Source organism: Pseudooceanicola batsensis HTCC2597, assembly GCF_000152725.1.
GTDB classification, from domain to species: domain Bacteria; phylum Pseudomonadota; class Alphaproteobacteria; order Rhodobacterales; family Rhodobacteraceae; genus Pseudooceanicola; species Pseudooceanicola batsensis.
Window position 1 is genome coordinate 2,715,433 of sequence record NZ_CH724131.1, and the last position, 17,479, is coordinate 2,732,911.

General features: G+C 66.5%; 18 protein-coding genes. 7 read left to right on the forward strand and 11 right to left on the reverse strand.

Annotated features, from left to right (window positions below; all coding sequences use genetic code 11):
• Nucleotides 1–29: 29 nt before the first annotated feature.
• The 10 genes from rpsP to OB2597_RS21055 all read right to left on the reverse strand — a co-directional run bounded on the left by rpsP (nucleotide 30) and on the right by OB2597_RS21055 (nucleotide 7,072).
• On the reverse strand, nucleotides 30–425 hold the full coding sequence (gene rpsP / locus OB2597_RS17040) for a 30S ribosomal protein S16 (RefSeq protein ID WP_009806856.1): 396 nt from the start codon (nucleotides 423–425) through the stop codon (nucleotides 30–32).
• A gap of 49 nt (nucleotides 426–474) precedes the next feature.
• Nucleotides 475–783: a chorismate mutase gene (locus tag OB2597_RS17045; protein WP_009806857.1), complete on the reverse strand. Its 309-nt coding sequence runs from the start codon at nucleotides 781–783 to the stop codon at nucleotides 475–477.
• Nucleotides 776–1,381, reverse strand: a complete 606-nt coding sequence (locus OB2597_RS17050; protein ID WP_009806858.1) for a GNAT family N-acetyltransferase — start codon at nucleotides 1,379–1,381, stop codon at nucleotides 776–778. Before OB2597_RS17050 ends, OB2597_RS17045 begins: the two co-directional genes overlap by 8 nt.
• Entirely contained in the window at nucleotides 1,374–1,901 is a 528-nt protein-coding gene (locus OB2597_RS17055; protein ID WP_009806859.1) for a GNAT family N-acetyltransferase, read from the reverse strand. The genes OB2597_RS17050 and OB2597_RS17055 overlap by 8 nt, the downstream gene beginning before the upstream one ends.
• Nucleotides 1,902–2,031: 130 nt before the next feature.
• Nucleotides 2,032–2,586, reverse strand: coding sequence for a GNAT family N-acetyltransferase (locus OB2597_RS17060; protein ID WP_009806860.1), 555 nt, complete (start codon nucleotides 2,584–2,586; stop codon nucleotides 2,032–2,034).
• The gene (locus OB2597_RS17065) at nucleotides 2,583–3,122 is read right to left on the reverse strand and encodes a GNAT family N-acetyltransferase (protein WP_009806861.1); all 540 of its coding nucleotides are present in this window, start codon (nucleotides 3,120–3,122) and stop codon (nucleotides 2,583–2,585) included. Before OB2597_RS17065 ends, OB2597_RS17060 begins: the two co-directional genes overlap by 4 nt.
• Nucleotides 3,119–3,673 (reverse strand): GNAT family N-acetyltransferase, encoded by a 555-nt coding sequence (locus OB2597_RS17070; protein ID WP_009806862.1) that lies wholly within the window; start codon nucleotides 3,671–3,673, stop codon nucleotides 3,119–3,121. Before OB2597_RS17070 ends, OB2597_RS17065 begins: the two co-directional genes overlap by 4 nt.
• Complete coding sequence (gene ffh / locus OB2597_RS17075; protein WP_009806863.1) at nucleotides 3,670–5,184, reverse strand: signal recognition particle protein; 1,515 nt, start codon at nucleotides 5,182–5,184, stop codon at nucleotides 3,670–3,672. Before ffh ends, OB2597_RS17070 begins: the two co-directional genes overlap by 4 nt.
• Before the next feature lie 694 nt (nucleotides 5,185–5,878).
• Nucleotides 5,879–6,580, reverse strand: coding sequence for an orotidine-5'-phosphate decarboxylase (gene pyrF, locus OB2597_RS17080; RefSeq protein ID WP_009806864.1), 702 nt, complete (start codon nucleotides 6,578–6,580; stop codon nucleotides 5,879–5,881).
• A 189-nt stretch (nucleotides 6,581–6,769) separates the two neighbouring features.
• The gene (locus tag OB2597_RS21055; RefSeq protein WP_009806865.1) at nucleotides 6,770–7,072 is read right to left on the reverse strand and encodes a hypothetical protein; all 303 of its coding nucleotides are present in this window, start codon (nucleotides 7,070–7,072) and stop codon (nucleotides 6,770–6,772) included.
• Nucleotides 7,073–7,275: 203 nt separating this feature from the next.
• Here OB2597_RS21055 and clpB point away from each other — a divergent pair, with 203 nt between their 5' ends.
• Entirely contained in the window at nucleotides 7,276–9,894 is a 2,619-nt protein-coding gene (clpB, locus tag OB2597_RS17090; RefSeq protein ID WP_009806866.1) for an ATP-dependent chaperone ClpB, read from the forward strand.
• 192 nt (nucleotides 9,895–10,086) lie between these two features.
• On the opposite strand, the gene OB2597_RS21060 is transcribed toward clpB, so the two are convergent.
• Nucleotides 10,087–10,839: a VPLPA-CTERM sorting domain-containing protein gene (locus tag OB2597_RS21060; protein ID WP_084658863.1), complete on the reverse strand. Its 753-nt coding sequence runs from the start codon at nucleotides 10,837–10,839 to the stop codon at nucleotides 10,087–10,089.
• A 341-nt stretch (nucleotides 10,840–11,180) separates the two neighbouring features.
• Here OB2597_RS21060 and OB2597_RS17100 point away from each other — a divergent pair, with 341 nt between their 5' ends.
• The 6 genes from OB2597_RS17100 (at nucleotide 11,181) to msrQ (ending at nucleotide 17,112) form a co-directional block, all read left to right on the forward strand.
• Entirely contained in the window at nucleotides 11,181–12,158 is a 978-nt protein-coding gene (locus OB2597_RS17100) for a KpsF/GutQ family sugar-phosphate isomerase (protein WP_009806868.1), read from the forward strand.
• Entirely contained in the window at nucleotides 12,155–12,946 is a 792-nt protein-coding gene (locus OB2597_RS17105) for a 3-deoxy-manno-octulosonate cytidylyltransferase (RefSeq protein WP_009806869.1), read from the forward strand. Before OB2597_RS17100 ends, OB2597_RS17105 begins: the two co-directional genes overlap by 4 nt.
• Nucleotides 12,943–13,764 carry a 3-deoxy-8-phosphooctulonate synthase gene (gene kdsA / locus OB2597_RS17110; protein ID WP_009806870.1) on the forward strand — a complete coding sequence of 274 codons (822 nt, stop codon included), beginning with the start codon at nucleotides 12,943–12,945 and terminating at the stop codon, nucleotides 13,762–13,764. The genes OB2597_RS17105 and kdsA overlap by 4 nt, the downstream gene beginning before the upstream one ends.
• 178 nt (nucleotides 13,765–13,942) lie before the next feature.
• Nucleotides 13,943–15,448, forward strand: a complete 1,506-nt coding sequence (locus OB2597_RS17115; protein WP_009806871.1) for an FMN-binding glutamate synthase family protein — start codon at nucleotides 13,943–13,945, stop codon at nucleotides 15,446–15,448.
• A 106-nt stretch (nucleotides 15,449–15,554) separates the two neighbouring features.
• Nucleotides 15,555–16,460 carry a protein-methionine-sulfoxide reductase catalytic subunit MsrP gene (gene msrP / locus OB2597_RS17120; RefSeq protein WP_009806872.1) on the forward strand — a complete coding sequence of 302 codons (906 nt, stop codon included), beginning with the start codon at nucleotides 15,555–15,557 and terminating at the stop codon, nucleotides 16,458–16,460.
• Nucleotides 16,461–16,494: 34 nt separating this feature from the next.
• Entirely contained in the window at nucleotides 16,495–17,112 is a 618-nt protein-coding gene (msrQ, locus tag OB2597_RS17125) for a protein-methionine-sulfoxide reductase heme-binding subunit MsrQ (protein ID WP_009806873.1), read from the forward strand.
• Nucleotides 17,113–17,479: the final 367 nt, after the last annotated feature.

Here is a 17,479-nt window from a genome sequence, read left to right on the forward strand (position 1 = left end):
ACAGGCGGCGGGGCCGGGGACAGCTTCCGTTATTCCGCGTTTTCTGCCGCGGCTTCTTCCGCCGGGGCGGCATCGGCCTCGGCCGCTTCGGCAGCCTTGGCGGCCCGGGCTTCGGCGCGTTCCTGGGCGGCTTTGCCCGGGGTGCCCTTCTTGGGGTTGCTGCGTTCCTTCTTCTCGATCACGCCGGCGGCTTCGAGGAAACGGGACACGCGGTCGGTCGGCTGCGCCCCCTTGTCGAGCCACGCCTTGATCTTGTCGATGTCCATCTTGACGCGATCCTCGCTGTCCTTGGGCAGCAGCGGGTTGTAGGTGCCCAGCTTCTCGATGAAGCGGCCGTCGCGCGGCATGCGCGAGTCGGCGGCGACGATGCGGTAGAACGGGCGCTTCTTGGAGCCGCCACGGGCGAGACGAATTTTCATTGCCATTTGAGTTTCTCCTTTGTGAATGGCTTTGTCAGGAGGGGTAAAACCCCACCTACGATTGGTGTTGCCGGTGATGCCGGATCACCTCCTGAATGATGAAGTTCAGGAATTTCTTCGCGAATTCCGGGTCGAGATCGGCCTGGATCGCGAGATTTTCGAGCCGCTCGATCTGCGCGGCCTCGCGCGCGGGATCGGAGGGCGGCAGGTCGTGTTCGGCCTTGAGCCGCCCCACCGCCTGGGTGTGCTTGAACCGTTCCCCGAGCGTGTAGACGAGGATCGCGTCCAGCCGGTCGATGCTGGCGCGATGGCCCTTCAGAAGCTCTGCCGCACGGGCGACGACATCGTCCTTCGTATCAGTCAATGGCGTATCCTTTCGGCGTGAAGAGCGGATCGTAGTAGGAGCGGATCTCCAGCTCGATCCCGTCGGAGATCTGGCTGTTCCGCAGTTGCGCCGGGGAAGGGTGACGATAGCAGACGTCATTGCCGTCCACCGTCGGCGCCTCGGCATCCTTCTGCGCACCGAGCCGTTCGGCCAGTCGGACGGAATCGAGGTTCTTGGGGTCGAGATAGCTGACCGCCCCTTCCCAGCCCAGCCGGGTGTAGAAGTGGTTGCGCGCGGCATGCGTCGCCTCGAGCGCGTAGCCACGCCCGGCGGTTTCCGGCCAGATGATCCAGGCGATCTCGGCCTCGGGCCATTGCGCGGGCTTCCAGCCCCCGGCCATGCCGAGCGTCGCTTCGGTCTCGCGGTCGTGGATCATCCACATGCCGTAGCCGCGGATCTGCCAGTGCCCGATCTCGGCCGCGTAGAGCATCCAGGCCTCATAGGCATTGAGCGGCCCGCCCATGAACCGCGACCGGTACGAGCTGAACGTATGCCGGAATTTCGGATAATCCTCCGGCTCGGGTCCGCGCAGGACCAGACGTTCCGTCTCGATGACCGGGATCGACCTGTCAGGCATTGCCGTTCGTTTCCGGTTCCGGGAAGCGCCAGGCCGGGATCGGCCCGATCTCGGGCAGGTCCATGTCGGCCACCCGCGAGGCGCCCATGCGTTCGACCATCTTGATCAGCGGCAGATGTTCCGGCCGCAGCAGGCTGATCGGGGTCTTGATCCCGAGGTGCCTTGCAGCGGCGCGGCGGCAGGCCGCGACGGCTTCGGTCGCGATGCCCTGACCCGAAAACTGGTCGTAGACCACCCAGGTCAGTTCGGGTTCGGGCCAGCCGTCGGGCTGCGAAAAGCCGGCGATGCCGACCTGCGTGCCGTCGTCGCGGCTGTTGAGGATCCACATTCCGAACCCGCGCAGGTACCAGTGACCGACCCCTGCGCAGAGCGCGTCGAACGTGGCCGAGCGCGACCGCGGCCCGCCGACGTAGCGGGACTCTTCGGTGGTGAAATAGGCGTCGAGTTCATCGAGATCCTCGATCCGGCCGACGTGCATGTACAGGCGTTCGGTCGTGATCTCGGGAAATTTGCCGCTCATTTTTTGTCTTTCCTCTTGCTGGGTGTTTTGTTTTCTTGGCCCCGTGCGGGGCAGCGATCCACGGCGGCGGACCTCCTCCTTGTTGGCGGGTGGGCCGCTCCGATTGGTAGAGTGAACCGTGTCCGGGCGCTCATGCCGCCACCTCGCGGACGGCGGGGTGGCGGTAGATCAGGCAGGGATCGCCCAGCAGTTCGGTCTCGCGCTCGACCGTGGCGCCGAGCCGTTCGGCCAGCGCGCGGGAGCGGGCGTTGTCGGGATGGATCTGGCTGATGATCCGGTCGAGCCCCAGTGCGCCGGCCGCGTAGGCGCGGATCGTCAGCGCCGCCTCGTGCACCAGGCCGCGCCCCTCGCCGGCGGCGAAGGCGTGCCAGCCGAGTTCTGGCTCGGGCCAGCCGAGGTGGTTGATGATCCCGACCCGTCCGACGGCCGCGCCGGTCGCCTTTTCCTCGAGCGTCCAGAACCCGTAGCCGTGCCAGATCCAGTGACCGATGGACCGGCAGAACCCGTTCCATACCTCGAAATCGGTTGTCTGCGCGCCGCCGATGTAGCGGGTGCGCTCGGCATCCCGGGCGAATTCCTCGACGACGGGAAAGTCGCGCCCCTCGGGGCCGCGCAGGATCAGCCGTTCGGTCTCGAGCCGGGGGACCGGGACGGTGAAGGCGGGAAGATCGCGTGTCAGCGTCATGCCCGGCCCTCCTGCCGGCCGTCGGCCAGCGCGTCCGGTCCGGGGTGCCGGTAGACGTGCAGATGGCCGAGCCGGGGGTGGTCGATCGCGCCTTCCTTGACCGCGCCCAGGCGGGTGGCCACGGCGGCGGAGGCGGTGTTGCCCGGGGCGACGAGCGAGATCGCCGTGCTCCATCCGAGCACGTCGTAGGCATAGGCGCGGGCGGCCTCGGCGGCCTCGGTGGCATAGCCACGGCCCTCGAATCCCTCGTAGAGATCCCAGCCGATCTCGGCTTCGGGCCAGCCCTCGGGATCCCAGAGCCCCACCATGCCGGCCAGGGCGCCGGTCGCGGTTTCCTCGACGCTCCACCGGCCGTAGCCGCGCAGGGCCCAATGCCCCGTCTCGGTGGCGAGCTGCCGCCAGGCGCGGTCGCGGTCCAGCGGGCCGCCGACGAAGGCCGAGCGCTCCGAGGCGTAGAACCCTGCGAAGACGTCGAAATCCCGCTCTTCCGGGGCGCGCAGCGTCAGCCGGTCGGTGGTCAGCGTCGGAATTGTCATGCCCAACCCTCGATCAGTTTCTTGCCCGCGGCGGTGCGGGGCACGTGGCGCCAGACCCGGAACTCGCCGGCCAGTTCGTGGCAGAAGGTGCCTTCGGCCCGCGCCCCGAGCTTTTCGACCAGATCGGTCGAGGCCGCGTTGCCCGGATCGACCAGCGAGATGACGGAGGGCCATTTGCGGTCGGTGAAGAGCCAGTCGAGAACGCCCCGCGCCGCCTCGGAGGCAATGCCCCGCCCCTCGGCCCCTTCGATCAGGTTCCAGGAAAGCTCCGGCTCGGGCCAGCCCTTGGGAAACCACGGCCCGACGAGCCCGTAGGCCTCTCCGGTCGCCTTGTCGAGCACGGCGAAGAGCCCATAGCCCCGCAGGTGCCAGTGGCCGATGATGGTGGCGATGGACCACCAGGTCGCCTCTTCGTCGGGATGATGATCGAGGAACTTCGGCGCGCCCGGCATCAGAAAGGTCTCCACGGCGTCGAAATCCGGTCCCGCGGGGGAAACCAGACGCAGCCGCGCGGTCTCGATGACCGGGAAGGGGGGCGCCGCGACGATCATTTCTTCTTGCCGAAGCCGCTCAGCCCCGGGGGCAGCCCGCCGCCGCCCATACCGGGCAGGCCGGGCATCTTGCCCATCTGGCCCGATTGCATCTGCTTGGCGGCCTGTTCGATGGCGCGGCTGTCCATCTTGGACGGATCGAACCCCACGGGCACGTCGCCGCCCTTGCCGAACATGCCCTTCATGGCCTGTTTCAGCATGCCGCCCTTGCCCATCTTCTTCATCATGTCCGACATCTGCCGGTGCATCTTGAGCAGCTTGTTGAGATCGGCGACCTCCATGCCCGAGCCGGCCGCGATCCGCTTCTTGCGGCTGGCCTGCAGGATCTGGGGGTTCGCGCGTTCGACCTTGGTCATCGACTGGATCATCGCGATCTGCTGCTTGATGACCTTGTCCTCGAAGCCCGAGTCTTTCGCCTGGGCGGCCAGTTTGCCCATGCCCGGCATCATGCCCATGATGCCCTCCATGCCGCCCATCTTGAGCATCTGCTCCAGCTGCATGCGCAGGTCGTTCATGTTGAACCGGCCCTTCTGGAACCGCTTCATCATCTTCTCGGCCTGCTCGGCCTCGATGGTGGCCTGAGCCTTCTCCACGAGCGCCACGATGTCGCCCATGCCGAGGATGCGGCCAGCGATCCGCTCGGGCTCGAAGGTCTCGATGGCGTCCATCTTCTCGCCCAGGCCGACGAACTTGATCGGCTTGCCGGTGATCGCCCGCATGGACAGTGCCGCGCCGCCGCGCCCGTCGCCGTCCATCCGGGTCAGCACCACGCCCGAGACGCCGATCTTGTCGTCGAACTCGGTGGCGACGTTCACCGCGTCCTGGCCTGTCAGCCCGTCGACCACCAGCAGCGTCTCGCGCGGGTTGGCCACGTCGCGCACCGCCGCCGCCTGGGCGATCAGCTCCTGGTCGATATGCAGCCGGCCCGCGGTATCGAGCATGTAGACGTCATAGCCGCCCATCGAGGCCTGGGTCTTGGCCCGCTTCGCGATCTGCACCGGATCCTCGCCCTTGACGATGGGCAGGGTGTCGACGCCGATCTGGGTGCCGAGGATCTGCAGCTGCTCCATCGCCGCCGGCCGGTTCACGTCGAGCGAGGCCATGAGGACGCGCTTGCCCTCCTTCTCCTTCAGCCGCTTGGCAAGCTTGGCGGTGGTGGTCGTCTTGCCCGAGCCCTGAAGCCCGACCATCAGGATCGGGGCGGGCGGGTTGTCGATCTTGAGCTTGCCGGGATCGGCCTCCGGATCGCCGGCCAGCACGTGCACCAGTTCGTCATGCACGATCTTCACGACCTGCTGGCCCGGGGTGATCGACCTGGTCACCGCCTGGCCGGTCGCCTTGTCCTGCACGGCCTTCACGAAATCCCGCGCCACCGGCAGCGACACGTCGGCCTCGAGCAGGGCCACACGCACTTCGCGCAGCGCGGTCTTGACGTCCTCGTCGCTGAGCGCGCCCTGCTTGGTCAGGCGGTCGAAGACACCGGAGAGGCGTTCTGACAGATTTTCAAACATGCCCCGGCCCTCCTTCGGCCTGTTGCTGACATGCCCCCGATGTGGTCGGCGGCAGCCCGGTTCTCAAGCGCAGGGCGCCGAGCGACGTCCAAACGACGATTGCACCAGTGGGCGCGACGCGCTGACTGGTGGCGATCCCCGCAACGCAGGCGGGGACCGGAATCAAGAGAGACTCCGGGTATTGCGGGGCGTTTAGGGCGTCGGGCCGGTCCTGTCAAGAAAACCGCGTGGCGCCTCGGATGCGGGTTTCGCCTGCCGGCGAGAGTATTTCGGGCAAGATGAAGTTGCGGGACCGCGCCCTGCTTCATCTTGCCGGAAACACTCCGGGGGTGAATTGAGCCGCAGGCTCGAGAGGGGGCAGCGCCCCTTGCCACGTTCCGAACCGGGGCAACCTTCGGGGCGATGGTTTGACGGTGCAATGCTCGGCACCGGTCCGCATTGGGGCGCTGCAAACAACGGCAAAGCGGGGCCCCCTGCCACGTTTCGAACCGGGGCAACCTTCGGGGCGATGGTTTGACGGTGCAATGCACGGCACCGGTCCGCATTGGGGCGCTGCAAACAACCGCAAAGCTGGGCCCCCTTCCACCTCCGTTATTTGCCCTTTTATTGGATAAGGGAGCGATCTCGCGACTGGCGGCCCTATCTCGCGTAGGGGGTACTGCAATCAACGGTTGGACTGGCCCCCCGCGCCCCGTCAGATCGCGCGGATTTCGTCTTGGATCGCCTGCGCTGCGTGGCGCGGATTGCCGGCTTTCCAGACCGGACGGCCGACCACGATGTGATCCGCGCCATCGCCGATGGCCCTGGCCGGGGTCGCGGTACGTTTCTGGTCGCCGCGGTCGGCCCCCGCCGGACGGACGCCCGGCGTGACGATCAGCCGGCCCACGGAATTCGCCAGCGCCCGCACCGCCGCCGCCTCCTGCGGAGAGCAGATGACGCCGTCGGCCCCGGCCTCGAAGGCGCGGGAGGCGCGTTCGATCACGAGGTCACGGGGCGAGCCGGCGACCATCATCCCGTCGTCGAGATCGCCGCGGTCGAGCGAGGTCAGCACCGTCACGGCGAGGATCTTCATGGCCGATCCCGCGGCCCCCTCACGCGCCGCGCGCACCACGTGCGGATCGCCGTGAACCGTCAGGAAATCGAGGTCGAACTGCGCCAGTCCGCGCACCGCCGCCTCCACCGTCGCGCCGATGTCGAAGAGCTTCATGTCGAGAAAGATGCGCTTGCCGTGCTCCTGCTTGAGTTCGTTGGCCAGCGCCAGGCCGCCCCCGGTGAGCATGCCGAGCCCGATCTTGTAGAAGGAGACCGCATCGCCGATATCGCCCGCGAGCTTGAGGCCCGAGACGGCGTCCGGCACATCCAGGGCGACGATCAGGCGGTCGGACAGGGCTGTCATGGGCAGGAGCTCCGGCGATTTTCCTGCCGCCTTGTCCCTGCCGTGGCTTGCTGCGTCAAGAGGAGAACCGGAGGCCACCGGCACCACATCGGGGGGAATGGTCCGGCGCCTCCGGTCTCGGGACCCGCCGGTAATTGACGGGCGCTCACCGCCCGGGGGAAGGTCGGGCGGCGATCTCGGGTATGTCGGTCAGGCGGCGTGGCCCAACATGCGTTGCCACAGCGCGTCCGTCGCCGTGCTTACATCCGTGGGGACATGCGCGGCGATGATGTTCTCGGGGCGGCGTGCGCGGGTCGGATGCGAAGCCCGGACATGGCGCCGCCGGGCGAGTTCGACCAGCCGGCGCGCCGCGAGGGTCGTGTCCATGTCGATGGGCGCGCGGAGCGAACAGGGATAGGTGAACACTTCGCCGCCTTCGTGTATGGCGACGCGGGCCTCGAACGCCCGGGACGCCGGGTTGTAGGTGATGTTCTGGATACGGGTGGTCTGCATGGGACCCTCCTGCCTGCTGCGATACCCCGCCGTGGGGGTTCCTCGCCTGGAAAACTGTCCCATCGGACGATAAGTTCCCGAATTGCGTTCACATCGGCTTGAACCCGCCGAAAGGGCTTCCCATCTCTGGGGAGAGGTTCCGCGGCGGCATGCCTCGTGAGGGTGCCGCCAGAGAGGGAACGCTTGAAAAAAGGAGAAGACCCATGGACTTGAGCAAGTTCACGGAGCGGTCGCGCGGGTTCATTCAGGCCGCCCAGACGATCGCGATTCGCGAAAACCATCAGCGCCTGGCCCCCGAACACATTCTGAAATCGCTGCTGGACGACCCCGAGGGTCTGGCAGCCAACCTGGTCGCCAAGGCCGGCGGAAACGCCCGGGCCGTGACCCAGGCGAACGACGCCGCACTGGCGAAGATCCCCGTCGTGACCGGCGGCGGCGACCAGGTCTACATGGACAACGCCACCGTGCGCGTCATTTCCGAGGCCGAGAAGGTCGCGGACAAGGCGAAGGACAGCTTCGTGCCGGTCGAACGGCTGCTGACCGCCCTGGCGCTGGTCAAGAGTGCCGCCAAGCAGGCGCTGGAGGCGGGCGGCGTCTCGGCCCAGAAGCTGAACGAGGCGATCAACGACGTGCGCAAGGGGCGGACGGCGGACAGCGCCAATGCCGAGGATACCTTCGAGGCGCTGGAGAAATACGCCCGCGACCTGACGAAGGCTGCCGAGGAAGGCAAGATCGACCCGATCATCGGGCGCGACGACGAGATCCGCCGCTCGATGCAGGTGCTGTCGCGCCGGACGAAGAACAATCCCGTCCTGATCGGTGAGCCGGGCGTCGGCAAGACGGCGATCGCCGAGGGCATGGCCCTCCGCATCATCAATGGCGACGTGCCGGAAAGCCTGCGCAACAAGAAGCTTCTGGCGCTGGACATGGGCGCGCTCATTGCCGGTGCGAAGTATCGCGGCGAATTCGAAGAGCGTCTGAAGGCCATCCTGAAGGAGATCGAGAGCGCCGCCGGCGAGATCATCCTCTTCATCGACGAGATGCACACGCTTGTCGGAGCCGGGAAGACCGACGGCGCGATGGATGCCGCCAACCTGATCAAGCCGGCGCTGGCGCGCGGAGAGCTGCACTGTATCGGCGCGACCACGCTCGATGAATACCGCAAGTATGTCGAGAAGGACGCGGCGCTTGCCCGCCGCTTCCAGCCGGTGATGGTCGAGGAACCGACGGTCGAGGACACGATTTCGATCCTGCGCGGCATCAAGGAGAAGTACGAACTGCACCACGGTGTGCGGATCAGCGACTCTGCGCTGGTGGCGGCGTCGACCCTGTCGAACCGCTACATCACCGACCGCTTCCTGCCCGACAAGGCCATCGACCTTGTCGACGAGGCCGCGTCGCGCCTGCGGATGGAAGTCGACTCGAAACCCGAAGAGCTCGACCAACTCGACCGGAACATCCTGCAGATGCAGATCGAGGTCGAGGCGCTGAAGCTCGAGGATGACGAGGCGTCGAAGGAGCGGCTTGCCCGGCAGGAGAAGGCCCTGGCCGAGTTGCAGGAGAAATCGGCCGAGATGACCGCCAAGTGGCAGGCCGAACGCGACAAGCTGGGAGAGGCGCGCGAGCTGAAGGAACAGCTGGACCGCGCCCGCGCCGATCTCGAGATCGCCAAGCGCAACGGCGACCTCGCGCGCGCGGGCGAGCTATCCTATGGCATCATCCCGCAGCTCGAGAAGCAGCTGGGCGAGGCCGAACAGCAGGAAGCCGAAGGCGTCATGGTCGAGGAAGCCGTCCGTCCGGAGCAGATCGCCCAGGTGGTCGAGCGCTGGACCGGGATTCCCACGACCAAGATGCTCGAGGGCGAACGGGAAAAGCTGCTGCGCATGGAGGACGGGCTGCACCGGCGTGTCATCGGCCAGCAGACCGCCGTCCGCGCCGTGGCCAATGCCGTGCGCCGGGCGCGCGCCGGGCTGAACGACGAGAACCGGCCCTTGGGCTCGTTCCTCTTCCTCGGACCGACCGGTGTCGGCAAGACCGAGCTGACCAAGGCGGTGGCCGAGTTCCTGTTCGACGACGACAGCGCGATGGTCCGCATCGACATGAGCGAGTTCATGGAGAAGCACTCGGTCGCCCGTCTGATCGGCGCCCCTCCGGGCTATGTCGGTTACGACGAAGGGGGCGTGCTGACCGAGGCGGTGCGGCGCCGGCCCTACCAGGTCGTTCTGTTCGACGAGGTGGAAAAGGCGCATCCGGATGTCTTCAACGTGCTGCTGCAGGTTCTCGATGACGGCGTGCTGACCGATGGGCAGGGCCGCACCGTGGACTTCAAGCAGACGCTGATCGTGCTGACCTCGAACCTCGGGGCGCAGGCGTTGAGCCAGCTGCCCGAGGGGGCGGATGCCGGCGCGGCCAAGCGCGACGTGATGGATGCGGTCAAGGCCCATTTCCGGCCCGAGTTCCTCAACCGTCTGGACGAGATCATCGTCTTCGACCGGCTGGCCCGGGGCGACATGGCGGGGATCGTCGACATCCAGATGGCGCGGCTGCTCAAGCGGCTGGCGGGCCGGAACATCCGGCTGGAACTGGACGAGGCGGCCAAGAAGTGGCTGGCCGACGAAGGCTATGATCCCGTCTTCGGGGCGCGTCCGCTCAAGCGCGTAATCCAGAAGGCGGTGCAGGACCCGCTGGCGGAGGCGCTTCTGGCCGGAGAGGTCAAGGACGGCGATACGGTGCCCGTCACGGCCGGCTCCGACGGGCTGATCCTGGGCGACCGGATCGGCACCAGCGACCGCGGCAAGCCGGACGACGCGGTCGTGCACTGAAACACGAGGCCCCGCCGGAAACCGGCGGGGCCTTTTTCTGCAATCATGTGGTCCCTGCGATCGACGCCCCGCCGGGAAACGCGGCGGCGTCGATGCGTGGCTCGGGACCTGGTCGCCTGGGAACTTGCGGGGCTGCACGCCCGGTCCGGGGGAAACAGGACCGGCGGGAAACGGTGCAGCGGGCCGCAGGGTTCAGCTCTTGCGCTTGCGCGACATGAAGCCCAGTGCCCCGAAGCCGACCGCAAGCAGCGGCAGCGATGCGGGCAGCGGAACCGCCGGCATGTTCGGCGCGTCGGCCTTGACGATCTCGCCGGTGGCGACCGGCAGGAAGGCCTTGTAGCCGATGGTGCCGTCAATTTCGCCTTCGGTTCCCTCGCCCGGGACTTCCAGTGCGGTGCCCGAGATGTAGTTGCCGTGAATGACGATCTCGCGCTTGTCGAGCTCGTCCGGCATCAGGTCGTCGATGTCGAATGAACCGCCGTAGACCGACGGATCGGTCAGGTCGAAGGTCCGCGAATAGTCCAGCACGCCGCCGGGCGTTTCCACCAGGCTGCCGTCCGCGTTGGTCAGCGGCACCATGACGGGGCCGTAGAACATGGCGGCTTCGGCCAGTTCGATGTAGCGGTCCTGGTCATCGTCGATATCGGCGAACCCGTCGTTGTCATCGTCGTTGACGGGCGGCGAGACCGAGTCGCCGTCGGGGATGCCGTGGATGTGCTGCGCGTGAGGAGCGAATTCGAACAGGCCGGTGGCCTGCAAGTTGACTTCGAGCGTCTTCGCGTTGTCGTCGTAAACGAAGTTGCCCGAGCCGCTGACCCCGGATTCGTTCAATTCGCCGAGTGTCACCTCGTAATAGCTCAGGTGGCCTGCGTGTGCGGCCCCTGCGGTCAAGGCCAGTGCCGAAGCGACCAGCAATTTGCCTTTAAGGGTCTTAATCAAGTTCATAATGGTCTCCCTGTGATCAGGTCGTAGGCTGTATTGCCTATGCGTGACTCACGAACTGGGGCGGCAGCTGGTTTCAAAAAAACCTTCAATTCGCGCGGAAAAACGGGATTTTTGACGATTTGGAACCAATGGCGCTGGCGGTTCGTTGGTTTGCCCCGCCTGACGCGCAAATTCGCCTTGGGGTTGTGCCGGCCTGTGCTCCTGCTCGGCTTGGGCCGCCCGTGCCGACCCCGCGGGCACCGCGGCACCCGACGTGGCACCAAGCGGGCAGGCCGAGCCGCCGGCGACGCCCCCGAAACTCTCTGTTGGACAGGGCATGGGAAGGCCTGTATGTCCGCCCCATGCAGGATACCGTGACCTCCCGAAACTCAGCGCCGGCGATCGAGACGGCCCGCGCCGTTCTGAGATCGGAAAGCGCCGCGCTCGCGCAGCTGGCCGATGAACTGACGGCGGAATTCGATTCCGTCGTGGCCGCCCTCCTTCCGGTTCAGGGGCGGGTCGTCATCTCGGGCATGGGCAAGTCGGGTCATGTCGCGGCCAAGATTGCAGCGACCTTCGCCTCGACCGGGACGCCGGCGCAGTTTGTCCACCCGGGCGAGGCCAGCCATGGCGATCTCGGCATGATCACCCGCGCCGATGCGACGATCCTGATCTCGAATTCGGGCGAGACGAAGGAGCTGGCCGACATCATCGCCCACACCCGCCGCTTCGACATTCCGCTGATCGGGATCACCAAACGGGCCGGCAGCGCGCTGGCGAAGCAGGCCGACCACGTGCTCTTGTTGTCGGACGCGCCCGAAGCCTGCTCGATCGGCATGGCGCCCACGACCTCGACCACAATGACCATGGCGCTCGGCGATGCGCTGGCGGTGGCGCTGATGGAGGCGCGCGGATTCGACAGCACCGATTTCCATACCTTCCACCCCGGCGGCACCCTTGGGGCGCAGTTGCTGACCGTGCGCGCCGTGATGCACCAGGGCGATGCGCTGCCCGTGGTCCGGCCGGAGACCGGAATGGGCGACACGCTGCTCGAGATGTCGGCCAAGGGGTTCGGTGTCGTCGCCGTGACCGAGGCGGGCCGGCTGACGGGCGTCATCACCGACGGCGACCTGCGGCGCAACCTCGAGGGGCTGCTGGAGCGCAAGGCCGGCGCGGTGGCGACTGGCCGTCCGCGCACGATCTCGGCCGATATCCTGCTGGTCGAGGCGCTCGGCATCATGAACGACAACAAGATCTCGGCGCTCTTCGCCGTGGATGACGAGGGCAGCCTGGAAGGGCTGGTCCATATCCACGATGCCCTGCGCGTCGGCGTGAAATGACGGCCGTCGTCTTCATCCCCGCCCGCTATGCCTCGACCCGCTATCCGGGCAAGCCGCTGGTCGAGCTGACCGGTGCGACCGGCGAGAAGAAGAGCCTGATCCGCCGCAGCTGGGAGGCCGCGAAGGCGGTCGAGGGGATCGACGCCGTCTATGTCCTGACCGACGACGACCGCATCCGCGCGGCGTCGGAGGCCTTCGGGGCCGAGGTGATCATGACCTCGTCCGAGGCCCGCAACGGCACCGAACGCTGCGCCGAAGGCGTGGCGAAGCTTCCGGACGAGCCGGAAATTGTGGTGAACCTCCAGGGCGACGCGCCGCTGACACCGGCATGGTTCGTCGCTGACCTCGTCGCGCACATGAGGGCCAACCCCGGGGCGCAGATGGCGACGCCCGTGCTGCCGACGGAAGCCGACACCCTGGCCAATTTCGTCACCGACCGGAAAGAAGGGCGCGTCGGCGGCACCACGGCGGTGATGCGGGCGGATGGTACGGCCATCTATTTCTCCAAGGAAGTGCTGCCCTACGTCGGCTCGCTGGAGACCCCGCCGAAGGTCTGGCACCATGTCGGCTGTTACGCCTATCGCCCCGGCGCACTGCGCGCCTATGCCGGCTGGCCCGAGGGGCCGCTGGAACAGGCCGAGGGGCTGGAGCAGCTAAGGTTTCTCGAAAACGGCTGGGACGTGGCCTGCGTGCCGGTCGAGGGCCGGGGACGGGTGTTCTGGGAACTCAACAACCCCGTGGACGTCGAGCGGATCGAGAGCGTCCTGAAGAAGGAGGGTATCGCATGAAGACGGTGAAGATCGGCGATTTCGAGGTATCGAACGCGCATCCCTACATGCTGATCGCGGGCCCCTGCCAGATGGAGAGCCTGGAGCATTCCCGCATGCTGGCGGAAAAGATCGCCGCCGCGGCCGAGGCCGCCGGCCGGCCCTGGGTCTTCAAGGCGAGCTATGACAAGGCGAACCGGTCGTCGCTCTCGGGCAAGCGCGGGCTGGGAATGGAGAAGGGTCTCAGGATCCTCGGGGACATCGCGAAGGAATTCGGCTGCCCCGTGCTGACCGACGTGCATGAACCGGGCCAGTGCGCCGTGGCGGCCGAGGTGGTGGACATCCTGCAGATCCCCGCCTTCCTGTCCCGCCAGACCGACCTGCTTCTGGCGGCGGGCGAGACCGGCAAGGCGCTGAACGTCAAGAAGGGGCAGTTCCTCGCTCCGTGGGACATGCAGAACGTGGTCGACAAGATCGCCTCGACCGGGAACGAGAACATCATGCTCTGCGAGCGCGGCGCCTCCTTCGGGTACAACATGCTCGTGTCGGACTTCCGCTCGCTGCCGATCATGGCGCAGACGGGCTGTCCGGTCGTGTTCGACGCGACGCATTCCGTGCAGCTGCCCGGCGGACTGGGCGGATCGACCGGCGGACAGAGGGAATTCGTCGAGCCGCTGGCGCGGGCCGCCATGGCCGTGGGAACGGCGGCGGTCTTCATCGAGACGCATGACGACCCAGACAACGCACCCTCGGACGGGCCGAACATGGTGCCGATCGCGGACCTGCCGCGACTGCTCAAAGGGCTGGCCGCGATCGACGACCTGACCAAGGGGCTCTGAGCCTCTCCGGTCATGCGCGTCGTCGGCTGACACCGTAGCGAACCGGGCGGCCGATGATCCTGCGGGCGCTGGCGTAGGCGGTTCGCGCAGGATCGCCTTGCCGCGTCTGCTCTATCCAGCCACATTGCCGGTGAGGTCGCACGATGCCGTGCGAGGCATTGCAGCAAGGGAATGCGGGATGGATTTCGTCTGGACGGCGCTGGAATACCTGGCCCTGATTTTCGTCGTCGCGATCGGGACGGGGATCCTGGTCGTGATCGGCCTGTTCGTGACAGATCGGTGGCAGACGCATGACGCGATCCGGCGGAACTATCCGGTCATCGGTCGTTTCCGCTATCTCTTTTCCACCTTGGGCGAATTCTTCCGCCAGTACTTTTTCGCCATGGACCGCGAGGAGATGCCCTTCAACCGCGCGCAGCGTGAATGGGTCCACCATTCCTCGCTGGGGCAGGGGAACATGGTCGCCTTCGGCTCCACCCGCAACCTGTCGGTCCCGGGCACGTCGATCTTCGTCAACTCCGCCTTTCCGCCGCTCGACGACCAGTTCGCGACGACCCGCCCGCTGGTGATCGGCCCCTACAGCAGGCAGCCCTACGAGGCGCCGTCGATCTTCAACATCTCGGGCATGTCCTACGGCGCCATCTCGCGGCCCGCGGTCGAGGCTCTGAGCCGCGGAGCGGCCAAGGCGGGGATCTGGCTGAACACCGGCGAGGGCGGCCTGTCGCCCTATCACCTGATGGGCGGCTGCGACATCGTCTTCCAGATCGGGACGGCCAAGTACGGCGTGCGCGACGAGATCGGCAAGCTCGACGATGACCGGCTGCGCGCCATCGCCGAGAAACCCGAGGTCAAGATGTTCGAGCTCAAGCTGGCGCAGGGGGCCAAGCCCGGCAAGGGCGGCATCCTTCCCGGCGAGAAGATCACCCCCGAGATCGCCTCGATCCGCGGCATCCCCGTGGGCCAGGACAGCCTGTCGCCGAACCGCCATCCCGACATCCGCAGCTTTGGCGACCTGCTGGACCAGATCGCGCATATCCGCCGCGTGACCGGCAAGCCGGTCGGGTTCAAGACGGTGCTGGGGTCTTCGGATTCCTACGAAGGGCTGTTCCGCCAGATCCTCGAACGCGGGGCGATCCATGCGCCGGACTTCATCACCATCGACGGGGGCGAGGGCGGCACGGGCGCCGCGCCGATGCCGCTGATGGATCTGGTCGGCATGCCCCTGCGCGAGGCGCTGCTGAGGATCACGGACATGCGCGACCGGTTCGGCCTGCACGACCGCATCCGCATCATCGCCAGCGGCAAGCTGGTGAATCCCTCGGACGTGGCATGGGCCATCTGCGCCGGGGCGGATTTCGTCACCACCGCACGCGGCTTCATGTTCTCGCTGGGCTGCATCCAGGCGCTGAAGTGCCACAGGAACACCTGCCCGACCGGAGTCACCACGCATCAGAGGCATCTGCAGCGTGGCCTGGTGGTCGAGCAGAAGTACCTCCGCGTCGCGAACTATGCCAAGCAGATCGTCAAGGAGGTCGAGACCATCGCCCACTCGGTCGGAGTGAACGAGCCGCGCAAGATGCGCCGCCACCATGTCCGGGTGGTGCAGGCCAGCGGCGAATCCGTCCTGCTGTCAAAGCTGCGGCCCAGCCATGATGCGGGCGACGTCGACAAGGCCCGCCTCTAGAACAAATGTTACAGCCGGTCCCATTCCGGTGAGATCGCGGCGTTTGGTGTAACTTTTTGCGGCCCTACTTCGTAGTGAGAGAGGTAGGCAGCAAACGGAGTTCCCCATGCCCCGCATCTGGAAGAGCACATTCAAGGATCATGACGTCACGCCCGAACAGGCCTACCTGAACCGACGGCAGATCATGGCCGGGGCCGCCGGGCTGGGGCTGGGATCGATCGCGGGGCCGGCGTTTGCCGCGCCCGAGGGGCTCGAGCCGAACCCGCTCGAGGACATCACCAACTACAACAACTACTACGAGTTCGGGACCGGGAAGACCGACCCGGCCGAACACGCCCATGCCCTCACCACCGAGCCCTGGTCGGTGAAGATCGACGGTATGGTCGACCGGCCGGGCGACTATCAGTTCGAGGACATCCTCGCCAACGCCCAGATCGAGGAGCGGATCTATCGCCTGCGCTGCGTCGAGGCCTGGTCGATGGTCATCCCGTGGAACGGCTTTACCCTCGCCAGCCTGCTCGACCGGGTGGGCGTGCAGTCCGGTGCCCGCTTCGTGGCCTTCGAGACCGTGACGCGACCCGAGGAGATGCCGGGCCTGCGCTATCCGGTTCTGGACTGGCCCTACCGCGAGGGCCTGCGCCTGGACGAGGCCATGCATCCGCTGACACTCCTGGCCACCGGGATCTACGGCAAGGACCTTCCCAACCAGAACGGCGCGCCGCTGCGCCTGGTGGTGCCGTGGAAATACGGCTTCAAGGGGATCAAGAGCATCGTCCGCATCACCCTGCAGGAAGAGATGCCCTTTACCTCGTGGAACGACGCCAACCCGCGCGAGTACGGATTCTATTCCAACGTGAACCCCCAAGTGGATCACCCCCGCTGGTCCCAGGCGACCGAGCGCGTGATCGGCGCCGGCCTGTTCGGGTCCCGCCGCGAGACCGAGATGTTCAACGGCTACGGAGAAGAGGTCGCCGACCTCTATGCCGGCATGGACCTCCAGAAGAATTTCTGAGGGCAGGGGAATGACACATGACGGCACTGCAACGATGAGCCTGAAGGACCGGCTGGCGCAGCCCGTGAACCAGACGCTTCGCCGGATCCCGTCCTGGCCCCTCTATATAGTGGGGGCGATCCCGCCGGTCTGGTTGTTCGTGGCCGGGCTGACCGGAGGGCTCGGGGTCGATCCGGTCAAGGCGATGGAGCACCAGATGGGCGAGTGGGCCCTCTGGCTGATCATCGCGAGCCTCTGCGTCACGCCGGCGCGCAGGTATCTCGGCATCAACCTGATCAAGTTCCGCAGGGCGATCGGGCTGCTCGCCTTCTTCTACGTTCTCTTCCATTTCCTGATCTGGCTGGTGCTGGATGTTCAGATCGTGTCGCAGATCCTCGCGGACATCGCCAAGCGGCCCTACGTGACGGTCGGCTTCGCGGCCTTCCTTCTTCTGATCCCGCTTGCGGCCACTTCGAACAACTGGTCGGTGCGCAAGCTGGGGCCGGGTTGGCGCAAGCTTCACCAGATGGTCTATGCGGCCGCGATCCTGGGGGCACTTCACTTCATCATGCTGGTGAAGGGATTCCAGCTGGAGCCCTACATATACATGGCGGCCATCCTGGGGCTACTGGCCCTCCGGCTGCCCGACTGGCTGAAGAGACGCCGCCGCTGACATGACCGAGTCACCGAGACCGCCCGCGCATTCCGCGGGCGTTTTCGATTCCGGGCGACTCGCCCGATTCCGCGAGTCGCCCGGCGATTCCGGCTGAATCGGTCGATTCCACCCCGCTGAATCGGGTGACCCAAGGGAAGATTCCCGGGGGATTCTGCGCCCTCTTGGGGATAACCCGGTGGATAACCCAATATCTGGGGTTTTCTCACGGAAACGAGAGCGAACGCCCCCAGGCGGGACCCACATGTTAGCGAAAAAACTGCAGGGGTAACGCATTGAAAATAAACGAACATCCAAGTTTTTGAAAAAAAGATGACGGCTGCTGGAAAAAACCTCTTGCGGACCCCCGGCCCTAACCGTAAATACC